Annotated in this window: 11 protein-coding genes, 2 tRNA genes and 3 rRNA genes; 3 read left to right on the top strand and 13 right to left on the bottom strand. The window is 38.8% G+C overall.

The features are described 5' to 3' along the window. Window positions 1-2 precede the first annotated feature (2 nt). The 5 genes from L1994_RS11255 to L1994_RS11235 all read right to left on the bottom strand — a co-directional run bounded on the left by L1994_RS11255 (window position 3) and on the right by L1994_RS11235 (window position 2,606). On the bottom strand, window positions 3-305 hold the full coding sequence (locus L1994_RS11255) for a hypothetical protein (protein WP_278099530.1): 303 nt from the start codon (window positions 303-305) through the stop codon (window positions 3-5). 318 nt (window positions 306-623) lie between these two features. Beyond that, on the bottom strand, window positions 624-1,214 hold the full coding sequence (locus tag L1994_RS11250; RefSeq protein ID WP_278099529.1) for a hypothetical protein: 591 nt from the start codon (window positions 1,212-1,214) through the stop codon (window positions 624-626). 242 nt (window positions 1,215-1,456) lie between these two features. Then, on the bottom strand, window positions 1,457-1,630 hold the full coding sequence (locus tag L1994_RS11245; protein ID WP_278099528.1) for an AbrB/MazE/SpoVT family DNA-binding domain-containing protein: 174 nt from the start codon (window positions 1,628-1,630) through the stop codon (window positions 1,457-1,459). A 135-nt stretch (window positions 1,631-1,765) separates the two neighbouring features. Further along, window positions 1,766-1,838: transfer RNA gene (locus tag L1994_RS11240), tRNA-Cys, on the bottom strand. Between the two features lie 63 nt (window positions 1,839-1,901). Continuing rightward, window positions 1,902-2,606, bottom strand: a complete 705-nt coding sequence (locus L1994_RS11235; RefSeq protein WP_278099527.1) for an HFX_2341 family transcriptional regulator domain-containing protein — start codon at window positions 2,604-2,606, stop codon at window positions 1,902-1,904. 750 nt (window positions 2,607-3,356) lie between these two features. Between L1994_RS11235 and L1994_RS11230 the strand changes: the two genes are divergently transcribed. Then, complete coding sequence (locus tag L1994_RS11230; protein ID WP_278099526.1) at window positions 3,357-4,790, top strand: MFS transporter; 1,434 nt, start codon at window positions 3,357-3,359, stop codon at window positions 4,788-4,790. Between the two features lie 125 nt (window positions 4,791-4,915). Here L1994_RS11230 and L1994_RS11225 read toward each other — a convergent pair whose 3' ends face one another. Beyond that, entirely contained in the window at window positions 4,916-5,173 is a 258-nt protein-coding gene (locus L1994_RS11225; RefSeq protein ID WP_278099525.1) for a hypothetical protein, read from the bottom strand. A 187-nt stretch (window positions 5,174-5,360) separates the two neighbouring features. On the opposite strand from L1994_RS11225, the gene L1994_RS11220 reads away from it, so the two are divergent. Next, window positions 5,361-7,382: a PAS domain-containing protein gene (locus L1994_RS11220; protein ID WP_278099524.1), complete on the top strand. Its 2,022-nt coding sequence runs from the start codon at window positions 5,361-5,363 to the stop codon at window positions 7,380-7,382. Between the two features lie 78 nt (window positions 7,383-7,460). Here the strand turns inward: L1994_RS11220 and L1994_RS11215 are convergent, their stop codons facing one another. The 5 genes from L1994_RS11215 to L1994_RS11195 all read right to left on the bottom strand — a co-directional run bounded on the left by L1994_RS11215 (window position 7,461) and on the right by L1994_RS11195 (window position 13,417). Next, on the bottom strand, window positions 7,461-8,042 hold the full coding sequence (locus tag L1994_RS11215) for a carbonic anhydrase (protein WP_278099523.1): 582 nt from the start codon (window positions 8,040-8,042) through the stop codon (window positions 7,461-7,463). Between the two features lie 434 nt (window positions 8,043-8,476). Continuing rightward, window positions 8,477-8,598: ribosomal RNA gene (gene rrf / locus L1994_RS11210) — 5S ribosomal RNA — on the bottom strand. Between the two features lie 110 nt (window positions 8,599-8,708). Continuing rightward, window positions 8,709-11,629, bottom strand: a 23S ribosomal RNA gene (locus L1994_RS11205). 167 nt (window positions 11,630-11,796) lie between these two features. After that, window positions 11,797-11,869: transfer RNA gene (locus tag L1994_RS11200), tRNA-Ala, on the bottom strand. Between the two features lie 80 nt (window positions 11,870-11,949). Further along, a 16S ribosomal RNA gene (locus L1994_RS11195) occupies window positions 11,950-13,417 on the bottom strand. The 16S, 23S and 5S rRNA genes sit together here with 1 tRNA gene alongside, the layout of an rRNA operon. A gap of 716 nt (window positions 13,418-14,133) precedes the next feature. On the opposite strand from L1994_RS11195, the gene L1994_RS11190 reads away from it, so the two are divergent. Further along, complete coding sequence (locus tag L1994_RS11190; protein WP_278099522.1) at window positions 14,134-14,709, top strand: VOC family protein; 576 nt, start codon at window positions 14,134-14,136, stop codon at window positions 14,707-14,709. 211 nt (window positions 14,710-14,920) lie between these two features. On the opposite strand, the gene L1994_RS11185 is transcribed toward L1994_RS11190, so the two are convergent. Beyond that, a complete protein-coding gene (locus tag L1994_RS11185) occupies window positions 14,921-15,313 on the bottom strand; it encodes a response regulator (protein WP_278099521.1) in 393 nt (130 codons plus the stop codon). After that, window positions 15,310-16,500, bottom strand: coding sequence for a histidine kinase dimerization/phosphoacceptor domain -containing protein (locus tag L1994_RS11180; RefSeq protein WP_278099520.1), 1,191 nt, complete (start codon window positions 16,498-16,500; stop codon window positions 15,310-15,312). The genes L1994_RS11185 and L1994_RS11180 overlap by 4 nt, the downstream gene beginning before the upstream one ends. Window positions 16,501-16,721 lie beyond the last annotated feature (221 nt).

Raw genomic sequence — 16,721 nt, 5'->3', positions numbered from 1 at the left:
TTTTACAGTGATTTCCAATGTCTGTGATGAGGCACTTCAACATCATAATATATCATCCATTGATCAGCCCAGACTGTATCAACAAGTTTTATTACCTTATTTCCATTCCCTGTTTGTCCAATACGAACATTTTCCACTCCCACCTGTTTTATGAATTCTTTTGCAGTGAACCCGTTTTCCTGACATTTTCGTTCACAGTCTTTTGCTTTTCTCACCCCCCCTCTCTTTTTCAACCATCCGAGAAAAACTGCCCCTTCAAAAGAAGGATCAGGTTCTTTGGGGCAGTTATTGTATTGATCTAACATATTATTCTTTAATTTTAATCTTTTTTAGCTGATGATTAAATTTTCCTGAAAACTGAAAGATTAGAATGACTCCTTCCGGGCTTGATGTGTGCAGATGATTTTGAGCGGGTGTCGGTTGATCTCGGCCGGTGCGGTCTTTTGCGGTGAATCAGTTTTCCAGGCATTTTTTAACAGTCTTTTGCCTTTCTCACCCCCCCTCTCTTTTTTTAACCACCCGGGATAAAAAGCACCTTTCCAAAGACGGGTCAGGCCCTTTTGTACAGCTCTCATAATTTTTTAAGTCATTGTATACTTACTTTTAATCTTTTTTTTTGGATTTTAATTTCTTCTATGCTTTAGCGATATGAAAATGCCAAAGAAGAATGCTGCAGCAATCGTTTCAAAAACACCAAATCCCAAAGATTTTTGTGAGACACCGGCATTTTCTGCTGAAGCAATTGGCTCTGCATATGCCCTTAAAATTTCTTTTGACTCAGCCTCTGATGCAGGATTTATAAATTCAATCGTTACCGATTCCATTGAGATATTACGGACAATATAATTATCCGCTTTTGAAAAATTTATGTCTGAATCCAAAACTACAAGCCCGGGGTATAGTTTTGCAGTCTCCTTATCTATCTTTTTTAAGGGTGGCGGAGTGTATACAGGGTTATACGCTGACATGTCTTTTTGCCCGGCCAGCTCCATAGAACCGCCGGCCCATCCGGGAGCTTCGTTATTAACCTGTGCTGCTGCATCTGTTTTATTTACTGCATCCGTATTATTCTCTGCATATGTTTTATTTTCTTCATCTGTTTTGAATTCTGAATCTGCCGGGGCAGCCGATTGTGCAGGAAAAAAAAGAACTGCTGCGGCTATATAAAATATTATCAGAATTTTAATTCCCAAAAAACGCTTATTGCGCTTCATTTAAATTTCACTAATGATATTTTAGTGCATTTATTTATATTTCTTATCCAAAATTTTTAAAAGACTTTTTATATTTTCGTTAGCAGTTTTTTTCCTTTTTTCTTTTTTTATTCTCTTTTTGCAGTTTTCTTAATCAGGCTCTCAGACAAAGTCAAAAAAAATTACATTAGTCAAACCCAGGGCCGGTGCAGGTTACATTAACCCTGATTCTAACTAAATCATTCTCAAAAAAAAAGGCCGGTTTATCTTCTGCACAAATTTTTATCTCTCCCCAAATCCTGCCCAAATTCAATTCTGTCCTCATAAGAGATTATTGCAACTTTATCTCCCAGACTAAATCTCTCTCTTAATGATTTTGGAATGACAATCTGGCCCTTTTCTGTAATGGTTGCGGTTTTTATTTCTATTAATGGCATGCTCAATCTTACAAATCTTATTAGTAAGATAAGTAATATGGATGTTTCCAAAGAGGCATGTAACTGCTATAAAAAACGCCGGATACAAAAAAGTTTACAAACATTTTAAGAAAAGATTTGAACTTGAATTCTAAAAGCCAAGGCCCAGATTTGAACTGGGGTAAAAGTCGCTCTGCAGGCGACCGCGTGGCCGCTCCGCCACCTTGGCAAATTGCCTACAAATATTAGCGCTTCAGGAAATAAAAGATATCGGTTTTAACCTGCGGGGAGGTTAAACACTGCAGTCTTCAATCCGGCTCATCATCCATCCAAGATCTGACAGATTTACGGATATATTTCTTCCTTTTTTGCTTTTAAAGATGAATCCACTCTCTTCTAAAACCTTAAGGTGGTGGCTTACGCGGCTTCTCTCTTTGTAGAAATCATTTGAATATTTTTCAAGTGAAGGATTAAGACGCATAATAAGTTCATCAAGGGAATCAACACCCTCATCGATTGATAAAATTATCTGCATCTGCTCATCACGCAGGAAGCAAACCGGAAGTGCCGGCACCTCAATTACCTCCTCAACACCTATTTCGTTTTCATTATCATCATAGAGTGGAATAGAAGTAATTATCCTCGATTTTGTGATTGAGCCTGCAATGTATGCAGAAACCGCAAATGTTCTAAGCGAACCGCTGATGTTTAAAACAACGCTGTTGCCTCTCTTTTCCTCTGATTTAATAAGGGATATAATCTGAAGCGCCCCCCTTTTTACATCTTTTTTATCAACATATGCAATATCACTGCTGATAAAAGATGAAAGCTCCCTTTTTATCTCCTCCGCAATTGCTCTTGACTTCTCTTCCCCGCTTGAAGCCTGCTCTCCCACAACAAAAATAATCTTATCAACTAATTTATCGTCTGATTTTACAAAAGAGTCAATAAGTCTTTCTTTGTGATGGCCAACAAATACAATCTGGGTGATTTTCATTATGGACGTTTTATTTTTCTTACTTATCCATAATAAATTGATTTAAATTAATATCTGTTAATTATTTTTCAGAAGAAAATAACTCACAGATATTAAATAAATTAATAGCATTTCACAAAACCGTTTATGAAATAAATTTTCATAGACTGTTTCATGCATTTTTCTACGTAAAAAACAACACGATTTTCATCAAAAAAGGATTCCGGGAAATAAAATTGTATAAAAAAAACCTGAATGATATTCTTTATAAATAATCAAAAGTAACATTTGATTGTTGCCAGATTAGGCACAAAAAAAATTAAAAAAACACTACAGGAGTAATGATAAACGATGTTTTGGGAAAATCCGGACTGGTGGGAGATGGTCTTTAACTTCATTCTCGCCGTCATTCAGATATTTGCATAAAAACATTCATGAAACAGATGCTTCATGCAATGTTTCTAATTCTAAATCTTTTAATTTTTAATCTTTTACTTCTAAATATTTTAATTTCTAATCTTTTACTTCTAAATATTTTAATTTCTAATCTTTTACTTCTAAATATTTTAATTACAGATTTTTACCACTAATCTTTTAATTTTACTCCATCAATTATGACTTTTTTTAATTCTTAAGAAAAAACTATCTGCTAAAAAAAATATCCAAATCAAATCAACAACAATCAGAATCGTTATATTTTATGCATTTTTCCGGAATTAAATTTCTTTTCATTAATTATATCAAAAAAAATCGCTAATTAATATTCACAAGATGAGTGAACTTTTCGGGCCTAAAATCTCACTTCCTGTACAGATATCTATCATTACAGGACTTTCAGCATTTTCGATATATTTCATGATCTCATCATCAACAATAGTAAACCCAATTATATCGGGTGTTTTTGATTTAAACGCCGCAGAGATGGGATTTTTAATACAGGCACATCTTCTTGGCGCTGTCATGTTTTTAATCCCAGCCGCAAAGCTTGGAGACAGGTTTGGACACATCAGAATATTTTCTGGCGGTGCAATTATATTTGCAGTATCATCTCTTTTTTGCAGTTTATCTGTATCTGGAATCGAAATTATATTTTTCAGATTCATTCAGGGAATCGGCGATGGAATGATGACAGCCTGTGCCCTTGTCCTGATAACAAAAGTGCATCCCCTGAAAAGCCGTGGATGCGCAATAGGCTTTTTTCTTTTTGCAGGATATTTCGGCTATATTTCAGGTCTTTTAACCGGAAGCATCTCCGCCGAAATCTTCGGCTGGCAGGCCGTCTTTTTAATACCGACACCAGTAATTTTATTTGCAGGATTTCTTGCATACAAAAAAAGCGGCCGGAATAATGATGATTTCTTTGTATCCAAAAGTAAACATAAGTTTGAAGAAAAAAGATATCCCGACTTTGACACCGCAGGAATGCTTCTTTTCTGCCCTGCAATATTTATGATTGCTGTAGGAATTTCGGGATTTTTGCCCGGATTAAGACTTAATTTTCTAATCTTGGGAGCAGTTCTCTTTTCACTCTTTTTGGTTATTGAAAAAAAATCTAAAAATCCGCTTCTTATGTTTTCGCTCTTTAGAAAAAACCGGTTGTTTACATACTCGGTTTGTGCAGATCTCTTATACTACATGACAATCGGCTGTATTGCATATACACTTTCAATATACCTTGAAAGCGGCCTTTATTACAGTGCATTTGCCACCGGAATCCTTCTTCTGCCGGCATCACTGATGCAGGGTGCACTCTCGCCTGTTGCCGGTCATTTATCCGATAAAATTGAGCCAAAATATGTAACAGCCTTTGGAATGGGTTTAATCGTCATAACACTCATCTTTTATGCCAATATTTCTGAGACAAAAACAGGCCTGACTCTAATATCACTAATGCTTGCACTGACAGGCACAGGATATGCGTTTTTCTCATCACCAAACAAAAGCGCCATCATGAGTTCGGTAAAAAAGGAATATCAGGGAGAAGCATCAGGAATTGCAAATACAACAGAACAGATAGGAAATATAGTAAGTATAAGCATAGCAGCGACAGTCATAACAATCTTCTCAGGAAACTCAACAATAACACCAAAACTGTTGCCTGAATTTTTGGAGGGCATGCATTTCGTATTTCTGGCAATGGCACTGCTTGGAACAATTAATATTATAATATGCCTCAGAAGAGGAGATGTCAAATCTGTTCCCTGAATCTTTTACCAAAAAAAATGTGATTTATCATGATAATTACATTGTAATTTACATGAAAAAGTGCATGAAATATAATTTCATAAACATTTTCATGAGAAATTAATCTCATGGACTTTTTTAGAGAATTATTTCTCTAATGCATCTTTTATCTCTGAAAATGTAACAACCTCAAAATTTTTTATCTTTTTTTCATCTTCAAGACTTATATGCACATAAACTTCAAGATCTGTATTTTCAAAGGCGGCAACATCAAATTTACCACCGGTTCTTACAAACCCAAGTGATGCAAGTTCACCTGAGATTATATCGAATTCATCATATTGGTTAAAAAGCGAGTTTACTTTGTCCATAACAATTTTTTGATCGTGAACTCTTTTTGTCATAACTAAACCAAAAATAGACTTTATAATATCTATACTTTTGTAAACCAAAGAAGTGTATGAAACCAAAATTCTGAAATATTCCGGTTTAGAAAATTCTGAATAAAGTTAAAATAAATGGCGGATTATAAACTATATCCGGCGATAAATCAAGGGATAAAAATAAGGGATGCAAAAATGAGGGGTTTTTTTGATTCGAATACTTATATGTGACAGAGATGTTTTAAGACTTGAACAGACAAAAAAATATCTTCAGAATTTTGAGGATTTCAGGGTTTCTGCCGCACAATATGATGAAGATGCGGCTGATGAAATAAGAGATGATTACTTTGACGTGATTTTGTATACCATCTCTGAAAAATCAAACCCGGAAACATTGTTTGACGAAGATTTAGATATATCATCTCTTCTTTTGATAAGAGGAAATAGTGAGGACTGTTTTATTTTTAGAAAATATCCCAACCTCAGAGTCAGATATATTGATGATGAAACAACCGGCTGTGATCTTGCAGAGATAATCCGGACATCATATACAATATCTAATATTGAAAACACAATTTCTGCCGGAATTAAAAAATTCAAATCTGTTTTTCTGAAATCACCAGTTCCACTGGCACTTTTAAACAATTCCGGACGAATGATAAACGTCAATGATGAATGGATTAAATGTTTTGAATGTGATACAAAAGATATTTTGGGAAACGACTTTTTCTCCTGTATTTTAGATGAGAGCAAAAAGGAGGCAAAAGATTCATTTTTTTCTGTTGTTAAGAAAAACAGGGGAGACAGACAGTCAGGAGTTTTAATTAGTCTTTACAGAAAAGACGGGAATTTATTTCCGGCAAGAATTTTATTTTCAGGTTTTTTTGATGAAACAGAAAAATCAGACAGAATAATATGTGCAGTTTTAGATCTTTCAATGCAGAATGCATCCTTAAAGAGTCTTAATTTTAAAAGCCGTCTTTTCGATGCTGTCGGAACAGCTGTATCATCAATTCTTAATTCCAAATCAGTCAAAACTGACATTTCAAATCTTCTTCATATTCTTGGAATAACACTTGAAACTTCAAGAATAACGGTTTTTATCGGAAATGACGATATAACCCTGACAGGTGAATATGACAAGAAATTTGAATGGTGTGCTCTGGAAATAAAAAATTGTCCGGAGATTGAGAAACTTTTGACAATGAAGGAAAGTTCCAAAAAAGCTTTTTTACAGGAGAAACCAACAGGTGATAAACCTCTTTTTATTATAAGCCAAAACACAACAAAAGAGAATCAGGTAATTCTTGACATCTGTAAAACACTTTCACTTCTAAGAATACCGGTATCTCTTGACAATAATAAAAAACTGGTCATAATAATAGAGGACTGTTTTGAGAAGAAAAAATGGGAGAGAGAGGATGCCGAAACAATTATTATTGCATCAAACATTCTTGGGATGATTTTGAGATTAAAGCACATAGATTTTAAAAATCTCTCGATAATTGACAATTCTCCGGATATAATCGGTATTTCTTCTCCGAACGGAACAATTGAATATTCAAACAGCACAATAAAAAAACTTCTTAGAATATCCGATGATGAAAAACAAAGCTATTATATAACGGATATATTCGGAAATAAAAACCAAAAAAGACTTTTTAGTCAGATTGACTCTGTAATTGCTGATAAAAAACCCGGTTCTGAAAATTATACTTATTTTTTCAATAATGAAGAACGTTTTGCAAATGTTCTTATGTACCCGGTAAAAAACGAATTTGGAATTAAGAATCTGATTTTTTTCGGAAAAGACCTGACAAAACAGAAAAAATATGAAAAGAGGCTTCTTATGACACAGTTTGCAGTCGAATCCGCTCCTGATTCTGTTTTTTATTCTGATAAGGAAGGGTGCATTATCTATGCCAATAAGACTGCATGCAGACTTTTTAATTATTCAAAAAATATTATTTTAAAGAAGAGAATTTTTGATTTAATTTCTAATCAGACAGAAAATATCTATAAGGAAACCTTCAGCCAGCTTAAAAACACAGGTTCAAGAAGATACATTACAGAATTGAAAAGCTCTGATGGAAGGTTAATATCAGCCGAAATTTCTGAAAATTATCTTCATTCAGGAGATTCAGAGATTATCTGTTCATATGCAAGAGAGATTTCTTATGAGAATAAAATAAAATCATTAAAAAATAAAAGTCAAAAAAATAAAAAATAAAAATTAAAAGTCAATAATCAGTAAAAATATCTGTAATCCTCTGATTAATGTTTTTTAAACAACAGATTTTTAGATTATTTAAACTACCTCTTCTATTGTTCCATCTTCAAGAGAATAATAAAGGCCTTTTACAATTAATTTGCCACTTTCTGAAGCTTTTTTTACAAAATCGTATGAATACAAATTTTTGACCTGCAAAGAAATGTTTTCTTTTTCAAGTAAGGTCAGTTTCTTTTTCTTCTCTTCAGGAGTGCTTTCTGATAAATTCAAACTGTCTACATATTCTTTTGCGGCTTTTGCATTTTCTAGCCATCCGGGAATATATTTGCCATGCCCGCCTTCCATAAGAGCTTTCATTGCACCGCACTCTGAATGACCAAGAACAATAACTGACGATACACCAAGATGTGTTACTGCATACTCAAGAACAGTTCCTAAGTTTGAATCATCTTTTGCAACGATATTCCCAATATTTCGGTGAACAAAAATTTCTCCCATTTCTGCTCCGAATATTCTTTCTACATTTACTCTTGAATCAGAACATCCTATGATAAGTGTATGTGGACTCTGCCCGGTTTGCAGGTTTTGGTAGTGATTGCGATTCTTTTTAAAATCTTCTTCCAAAAAAATTTTGTTCCCTGCTAGTAATTTCTGTACCATTTTTGTATAACCTCTGATAAATGGTAAATCTTAAATGAAGATTATTTAAAATTTTGTTTTCCCAAATAAAAGATAATATAATATTTTTTTTTGATTCTGATGATAATCCCGGGTTTTTTTATCAATTTCATAAATCCTGATTTTTAATTTTAAATATTTTTTAAAAATCAATAAAATTAAAGAATAAAAATAAATTTTAGGCAAAAAACTGTTTATGACAAATTTATCTTTTGAATTTTAAATTCGACGCTTATGCGAAATAAATGTAGATGAAAAAGTATATACAAAACAGAGAGTCTATTTGAAAAAACGTTCATGAAACAAATTTTTCATGGTAAATACATAATTAACAGTAGAACATAAAAGATGAAACTAAAGCAAAATAGAACTTTAAACATAAAAAAACTAACAAAAAAGACTTTCTCTTTCAAGAACAATTGCAGCGTTAGATGTTTTCCGAGAACTCGCGTATCTCAGTACCGCATCTGACGTAAACGGGCTTAACTGCCGGGTTCGGAATGAGTCCGGGTGTTGCCCCGTTGCTGTGGCCGCAATTGAAAACCGGAAGTAAGGACTGAACCTTACGATTCTTATATTTTTTCCGGTGACGGATAAGTATACAACACAATCTAGATTTCGTCTGAATTTTAGCGGTTTTAACCGTATATTACTGAATTATCGGACGTTAGTACCTGTGGACTGAACACGTCGTTGCCTTCGTGCGTACATCCCAGGCCTATCAAGCGGGTCTTTTACCCGTGTCCTTTAGCGGAGTCTCTTTTTAGGCTGGATTTCAAGCTTAGATGCTTTCAGCTTTTACCCCTTATCGCGTAGCCACCCGGCATTGCCCTGTCGGACAACCGGTCTACCAGTGGCGACGACGGAAAGTTCCTCTCGTACTATTTCCGTCTTGCCTTCAGACTCCCAACACTCCATATAGATAGTAACCGACCTGTCTCACGACGGTCTAAACCCAGCTCACGATCCCCTTTAATAGGCGAACAACCTCACCCTTGGCTGCTGCTGCACAGCCAGGATGGAAAGAACCGACATCGAGGTAGCAAGCCGCCGGGTCGATATGTGCTCTTGCCGGCGACGACTCTGTTATCCCCGGGGTAGCTTTTCTGTCGTCAATAGCACTCATCAAAAGCGCGTATTGGTTCGTTAGACCCGAGTTTCCTCTCGCAGATACTTGCTATGCGTATCAGCGTCAGGCCAACTTTTGCTCTTGACACTCTCCTGTGAGTTTCTGACTCACATGAGTTGACCTTGGGGCACCCTTGATATTTTTTCGAGGGTGTGGCGCCCCACCCAAACTGCCTACCTACCGATGTCCTCTCAGAAGAGAGTTAGTGTTACAATAAACCAAGGATGGTGTCTCAGATTGCGACTAACCGTTCCCCACGAGGAACGGATCAACGTCTCCCATCTACTCTGCGCAAGGAATATCGTAACACAACGACAGGCTGCAGTAAAGCTCCACGGGGTCTTCACTTCCCATATGGAGGCCCTAGCCTCTGCACTAGGATAAAATCTTCAACGGACTTGTGTTTGGGACAGTAGGACTCTCGTTAATCCATTCATGCAAGTCGCCAATTAAGCGACAAGGTACTACGCTACCTTAAGAGGGTCATAGTTACCCCCGCCGTTTACAGGTCCTTCGTCCGGTTGTACCCGGTTTTCAGATACCTGCACTGGGCAGGAATCACAGACTATACTAGTCGTTTCCGAGTTGCAGTCTGCTATGTTGTTATTAGACAGTCGGAGTCCCCTGGTCACTGCGACCTGCCCAATCGCTGGGCAGGCACCCCTTATTCCAAAGTTACGGGGCTATTTTGCCGAATTCCCTAAACACAATTAAACCGACACGCCTTAGCCTTCTCAGCTAGGGGCACCTGTGTCAGATCTCGGTACGGTCATCTTGTCCCCTTTTCACGGGTTCCGGGAGTTTGCTTAATTACTTCATCACGCTTTCTCCTAATTCTCACCATTACGGTTCTCCAAAGGATTATACGCTTGAACAGGGCGACAGCCCTGCTAAACATATCCTGAAACGTCAGGATGATTGACAGATGGTACAGGAATATTAACCTGTTTCCCTTTCGCTGTACTCGAATTACGGTACAACTTAGGACCGACTAACCCTCGACTGACGAACATTGTCGAGGAAACCTAGCCCCTTCGGCGGTTGGGATTCTCACCCAACTTTGCTTCTACTAATGCCAGAATTCTCATTTCTACACGGTCCACAGGAGCTTACACCCCTGCTTCTGCCCATGCAGAACGCCTCTCTACGCCATCACATTGCTGTGGTCCGTGGTATCTGTGGTAGGTTTGAGCCCCGTCCATTTTCTGCGCCCTAAATCTCGACTGGTAAGCTGTTACGCACTTTTTAAAGGATAGCTGCTTCTGAGCTCACCTTCCAGTTGTCTTTGACCTAGGACCTCATTTAGTGTTTACACTTAACCTACACTGAGGGACATTAACCACGGTCTGGGTTGTCTCCCTTACGCATTACAAGCTTACCCCGTAATGCGGACTTCCAAGCTTCTACGACGACGGGGAATTCGGAGTTTGACAGCAGGGTAAGGAATTTCTCCCCCAACTCCCACAATCAGTGCTCTACCTCACCGTCTATCTCTGCTCAGGTCATGCTACGGCATGTTTCGAGAGGAACCAGCGGATGCCCGGTTCGATTGGCCTTTCACCCCTATACGCAGGTCACACGAATGATTTGCATATCAATACCGCTTCGGCCCTCCACGCAACTTTCGTCACCCTTCAGCCTGCCCACGCATAGATCACCGGGCTTCGGGTCTTATCCTGCTGACTTCGCGCACTTTTAATACGCCGTCCCATGTATAAACTACGGACTTGTCGCTTTCGCTTCGGCTTCCCGTAAGGTTAACCTCGCCAACAGAATAAACTCTCTGGCCCGTTCTTCAAAACGTAAGTTATGACGCTGGCAATGCACCCCATACTAAAGCCTCGCGACTTGTTCTTTCGGTGCAAAGATCCTTTAACGCCATAACACACAATCACCTGCCAGTTTCAGGCACTTTTAACCACCTTTCCAGGGTTACTTTTCAGCTTTCGCTCACGCTACTATTGCGCTATCGGTTTCGAGGAGTATTTAGTTTTGGAGGTTGATGACCCCCGATTTCACGCGAGAATTCCAACCCGCGCTACTCAGGACTTCACTTATCTAAAGATTGTTATATGTACGGGACTGTCACCCTCTATGGTTTGACGTTTCAGAAAAAATTCCACTTCGAATCTTTAGACGAACAGTGAGCCTATAACACCACATCTCCCGCGTAAGCGGGATTCAGTTTGAACTCTGTCGTTTTCGATCGCCTTTACTAACGACATCTCGTTTGATTTCTCTTCCTCTCCCTACTAAGATGTTTCAATTCGGGAGGTTACCGATTGTTACCAATCATGCCATTAAGGCATAGGATGTCCCATTCGGGGATCTCCGGATCATAGAACCCTTGCGTCTTCCCGGAGCTTATCGCAGCTTGGCACGCCCTTCATCGGCACTCGAACCGAGCCATTCACTGACAGGCTTAATGTAATTCAGCAATTTTTTGTATCGGTTTAACCGCTAAAATCCATTTAACGTCTAGTGTGTTGTATACCTGTGCATGTCGTCAACGAGTCAGTTGCGTCGCGTGCTGACTCTCAGACCTTCCCCGGTAATTCACATTTCCGGGTGCATCGTAAAGCTGAATCGGTTAAAATTCAGCTTAAGTGGACCCAGGGGGATTTGAACCCCCGGCCTCGGCGTTGCAAACGCCGCGCTCTTCCAGCTGAGCTATGAGCCCCTGAACTTTATTCTCTATTTCTATTGGCATCGACAATTTTACGGTCTATTTAGTAACCAGCTAATGTGTGATCTGTCGTTAGGAGGTGATCCAGCCGCAGATTCCCCTACGGCTACCTTGTTACGACTTAACCCTCCTTGCGAAACCTAGATTCGACTGTAGCAATAACTACAGCCTCATCCAAACCTCACTAAGATGGTTTGACGGGCGGTGTGTGCAAGGAGCAGGGACTTATTCACCGCGCTGTTTTGAAGCGCGATTACTACGGATTCCAGCTTCATGTGGGCGAGTTGCAGCCCACAATCCGAACTTGGGACAGGTTTAGGAGATTAACTACACTTTTCAGTGCCGTTTCTCATTGTCCTGACCATTGTAGCCCGCGTGTAGCCCGGATAATTCGGGGCATGCTGACCTACCGTTGCCCATTCCTTCCTCCTCTTTAGCAGAGGCGGTCCCAACAGTGTCCCCATCATTCCGGAGAACATGCTGGCAACTGTTGGCGTGGGTCTCGCTCGTTGCCTGACTAAACAGGATGCTTCACAGTACGAACTGACGACGGCCATGCACCTCCTCTCAGCTGGTCAAGCAAGGTCTTCAGCCAGGCTATCATTCCGCTGTCTTATCCGGTGAGATTTCCGGCGTTGAGTCCAATTAAACCGCAGGCTCCACCCGTTGTGGTGCTCCCCCGCCAATTCCTTTAAGTTTCAGCCTTGCGACCGTACTTCCCAGGCGGCACGTTTCACGGTTTCCCTTCGGCACCCCAGTGACTCGTGGTCACCAGTACACCTAACGCGCATCGTTTACGGCTGGGACTACCGGGGTATCTAATCCCGTTCGCTCCCCCAGCTTTCGTTCCTCACTGTCGAAGCCGTTCTGGTAAGATGCCTTCGCCATCGGTGGTCCCTCGAGGATTACAGAATTTCACTTCTACCCCCGAAGTACCTCTTACCTCTCCCGGTTCCTAGACTCCCAGTATCTCTTAAACGCCCCACGGTTGAGCCGCGGGATTTCCCAAGAGACTTAAGAGTCCAGCTACGAACGCTTTAAGCCCAATAAAAGTGGTCACCACTCGAGCCGCCGGTATTACCGCGGCGGCTGGCACCGGTCTTGCCCGGCCCTTTCTTCAGATGCTTTTTATACACCCGGACAGCCCGCGTATACGGGCACTCGGGGTTCCCTTATCACAGTTTCCTGCATTGTAAAGTTTTCGCGCCTGCTGCGCCCCGTAGGGCCTGGAATCGTGTCTCAGATTCCATCTCCGGGCTCTTGCTCCCACAACCCGTACCGATTACAGGCTTGTTGGGCCGTTACCCCAACAACTACCTAATCGGCCGCAGATCCATCCTAAGGCGCCGGAACTTTCGATTAAAGAACATTCCAGTATCTCTAACCTATGGAGTATTATCCCCAGTTTCCCGGGGTTATGCTCCACCTTAGGGCAGGTTATCCACGTGTTACTGAGCAGTCCGCCGAGGGTCTGAACCCTCTCGACTCGCATGGCTTAATCGAACCCCGATAGCAGTGACCTCTGGCAGGATCAACCAGAATTAATTATTATTGAAGATACTTTTCACTTCGGCACACTTGTTCTATCGACTTGTATAAACCTGTAAGCTATAAGCTCACATTATTTCAGTTTTTTAAAATCACAAAGGAATTAGCGGTTACTAAATAGATTTCCGCATTGTCAATGCCAACGTCAGAACCGACGCCCCCATCCGGGCGGTTTCGGCTCCCCATCAAGAATTGTGAGATAACATATTGGCGTTATTAGATTATAAAGCCTGTTGTTTGTCTCGCATAAAGTCAGGAAACTCGTAACAGATGACTGAGTCATCTGAACAGTCCACATACTTAATTTATTTTCCGTATATTCGGCGTTTTTTACTTTCAGGCACTTTTAGAGCCTTTTTCACCAGAATACTTCGGCCTTACAAAGTGGTATTTTGTCACATATAAACCTTGTTAAGTTATGGCAGATTTTGTGCGTTTTGGTCACTTCAGGGTGGTGTCAAAAACGCTGATTCGGTCTTTTTCTGGTTCTTTTTATAGGTACGCGCAAATGAGGCTCTGACAGACCCTCCTTTTTTAAAAAAATTTCAAAGGCCGCCCGCAAAACCTTAAAAAATCTTCAAAAAATCTTCAAAAAAAACCAATAAACAATAAACCAATATGAAAAGCGAGGAAATATTACTTCTTTCTTAGGTTTTACTTTCACAACACCCGGCTAAAAATTTATATCCTGAAGGTCCAAATTAAAATCAATGCCAAAAAATTCTGATATAAATGACAAATTAACAATAAATGCACCGAAAAAAAATGATAATAAGCCATTATCATATAACTCAACTGTTCTTTTTGTAAATGATATAGAAAAATCAAAAGAATTCTATACAAACATAATGGGCGAAGAGATAGAAATAGACCTTGGAATCAACATCGGATTTAAAAGCGGACTTGCAATATGGAAAGGAGATTACGCAAGAAATGTTATCTTTAATGATTCAGATTCCGGTTCAGACTCAAAACCAAAACACAAAAATTCAGATGATATGGATTACTGCTCAAAAAATATGCTTGAAATCTATTATGAAACGGATGATATGGAAAAAACATATAATACTCTCAAAAATTCCGGCTGTTTATTTGTGCATGAAATAAAAAAACAGCCATGGTGTCAGCTCACCTTAAGAATCCTTGACCCTGACGGCCATATGATAGAAATCGGCGAACGCATGGACGTATGTATAAAAAGACTCCATAAATTTGGAATGAAGCCAAATGAAATTGCAGAAAAAACCACAATGCCAATTGACATTGTAAATTTCATGCTTGACTGACTGCATGCTTAAATCAGTATAACACTAAAAATTTACATAAAAAAGAGTGCCAATAAATTAGTTACAATAAGTATCTGTTTAAAATAAATAATTTACCATGAAAATCAAATCATGATTTTCATTAAACATTGCATGAAAAATTTGTTTCATGAACGTTTTTTTGAAAATTTTTAATGAGATTATTTTTTTTATTTTTAGAAATGAATATTTTTTAGAGATTTTTCAATCTGCTTATTCTTTCAGCGGCATACTCAAGCATCTCTGTAAGTTCTGCCTCACGAATTGGTTTTACAAGATATCCCAAAGGATCGGTTTTAAGTGATCTCTCCTTCATGCTCATATCCGAATATGCAGTAATATAAATTACATGAATTCCATAATCTTCGAGCAATTTTTCCGCCACTGTAACCCCGTCTGAATCCCCCTTTATATTAATGTCCATAAGAACAATATCCGGCCTTTCCTTCTCAACTGCCTCATAAACCTTCTCAGCCCTGTCTTCAACGCCGATAACTGCCCACCCGGCTTTCTTAACTCTCTGCTCAATATCCATAGATATTATAGCGTCATCCTCAACTATCAGAACTTTAAATTCTTTCGTCATTTTACTCTCATCAATCCGTCTGTTTTAAATTTTATCTCATAAACTGTTCCTTTATCTGAAATAACCTCCATTCTTCCGGACATCTGCCTTTCAATCAGATTTCGAATCAGGTTTATTCCAAGTGAACCGGATGTGTATGGATCAAAGCCTTCCGGAAGGCCATTTCCATTATCTGAAAATTTCAAAATAAAATTATCATCTCCGGTCTTTTCAAGAGAGATTCTTACAATCCCGCCGTTTTTATCAGAGAAGGCATGCCTGAAGGAGTTAGTTAAAAGTTCGTTTATCAAAAGACCAAAAGGTATTGCTATATCAAAAGGAATCTGGACACTTTCCATATCAACAATCACCTTAATATCAAGAGATATTTTCATGGAATCCCTCAAATCATCCACAAGATTTCCGATATAATCAGAAGCGCTCACATGCTGCTGATCAGGTGACTGGTGAAGATTCTTATGAACAAGTGCCAGTGCAAGAATACGCCTCTCGGCCTCTCCCAGCACATTTTTGACCGGCTCATCCTCTATTCCGGATGCCTGAATATTAAGAATGCTTGAAATTATCTGGAGGTTATTCCTCACCCTTATATGAATCTGATCAATAAGGCGCTCCTTGTCGCGAAGCATTTTCCTGATTTCTGATACATCCTCAAGAATAATTGTAATCCCCGGACTTCCGTCATCAAAAACCGTTGGAATAAGTTTTACCAAGAAGAAGTAATTTCCGGAGTCATCCTCCCATTCAATCTCTCTTGCATCCTCAAAACCGCGGAGAAGATCATTAATAGACTTTAATACCACTGCATTTGATACAACCGGAAGTGAGGATTCCGGAAGTTTGATGCCCATGATTTCATCACGTTCATATCCTGTAAAGACCAAAAAATTGTCATTTACCTGGACAATCTTTTGATCCGAATTTAAAACCAAAATCGCATCAGAAGAGAAATCAAGCATTGCCGATATTGGAACACGGTGTGAGAGGAAATAGACCTTGGCAACACCTATGCTTCTCATATCAACATGCCCTGATATCAAAAGCATGTTGAGATATTTTGAGACTGAATTGCGGTTCATATTCAAAAGTCTGGATATATCTGTGATGCTTAGGCCTCTGGGTTCCTCTTTTAAAAGCTCCATTACTCTTGAAAGCTCTCTTTTGCTCTCCTCAATCTGCCTTGACATATACAAATCTCTTTATCCTAACTTTATCACTATAGCACTTAATGGTTGCTATAGTGATATGCAATATCGGTGCATTTTGTAATTTTTTTTTTTCATAAAATTAAGCCTGTAAATTTATTTTTACAAATATTAGCAAAATCAAATATTACCTAAACTAAAAAAAAACCAAAATAAAAACAAAGAGTATTTTTAAATTATTTCAGAAGGAATTTCCAATAAAC

The sequence above is a fragment of the Methanomicrobium antiquum genome, from assembly GCF_029633915.1.
In the GTDB taxonomy this organism is placed as follows: domain Archaea; phylum Halobacteriota; class Methanomicrobia; order Methanomicrobiales; family Methanomicrobiaceae; genus Methanomicrobium; species Methanomicrobium antiquum.
The sequence above is the reverse complement of the archived record's forward strand: the minus strand, read 5'-3'. Positions and strand labels throughout refer to the sequence as shown.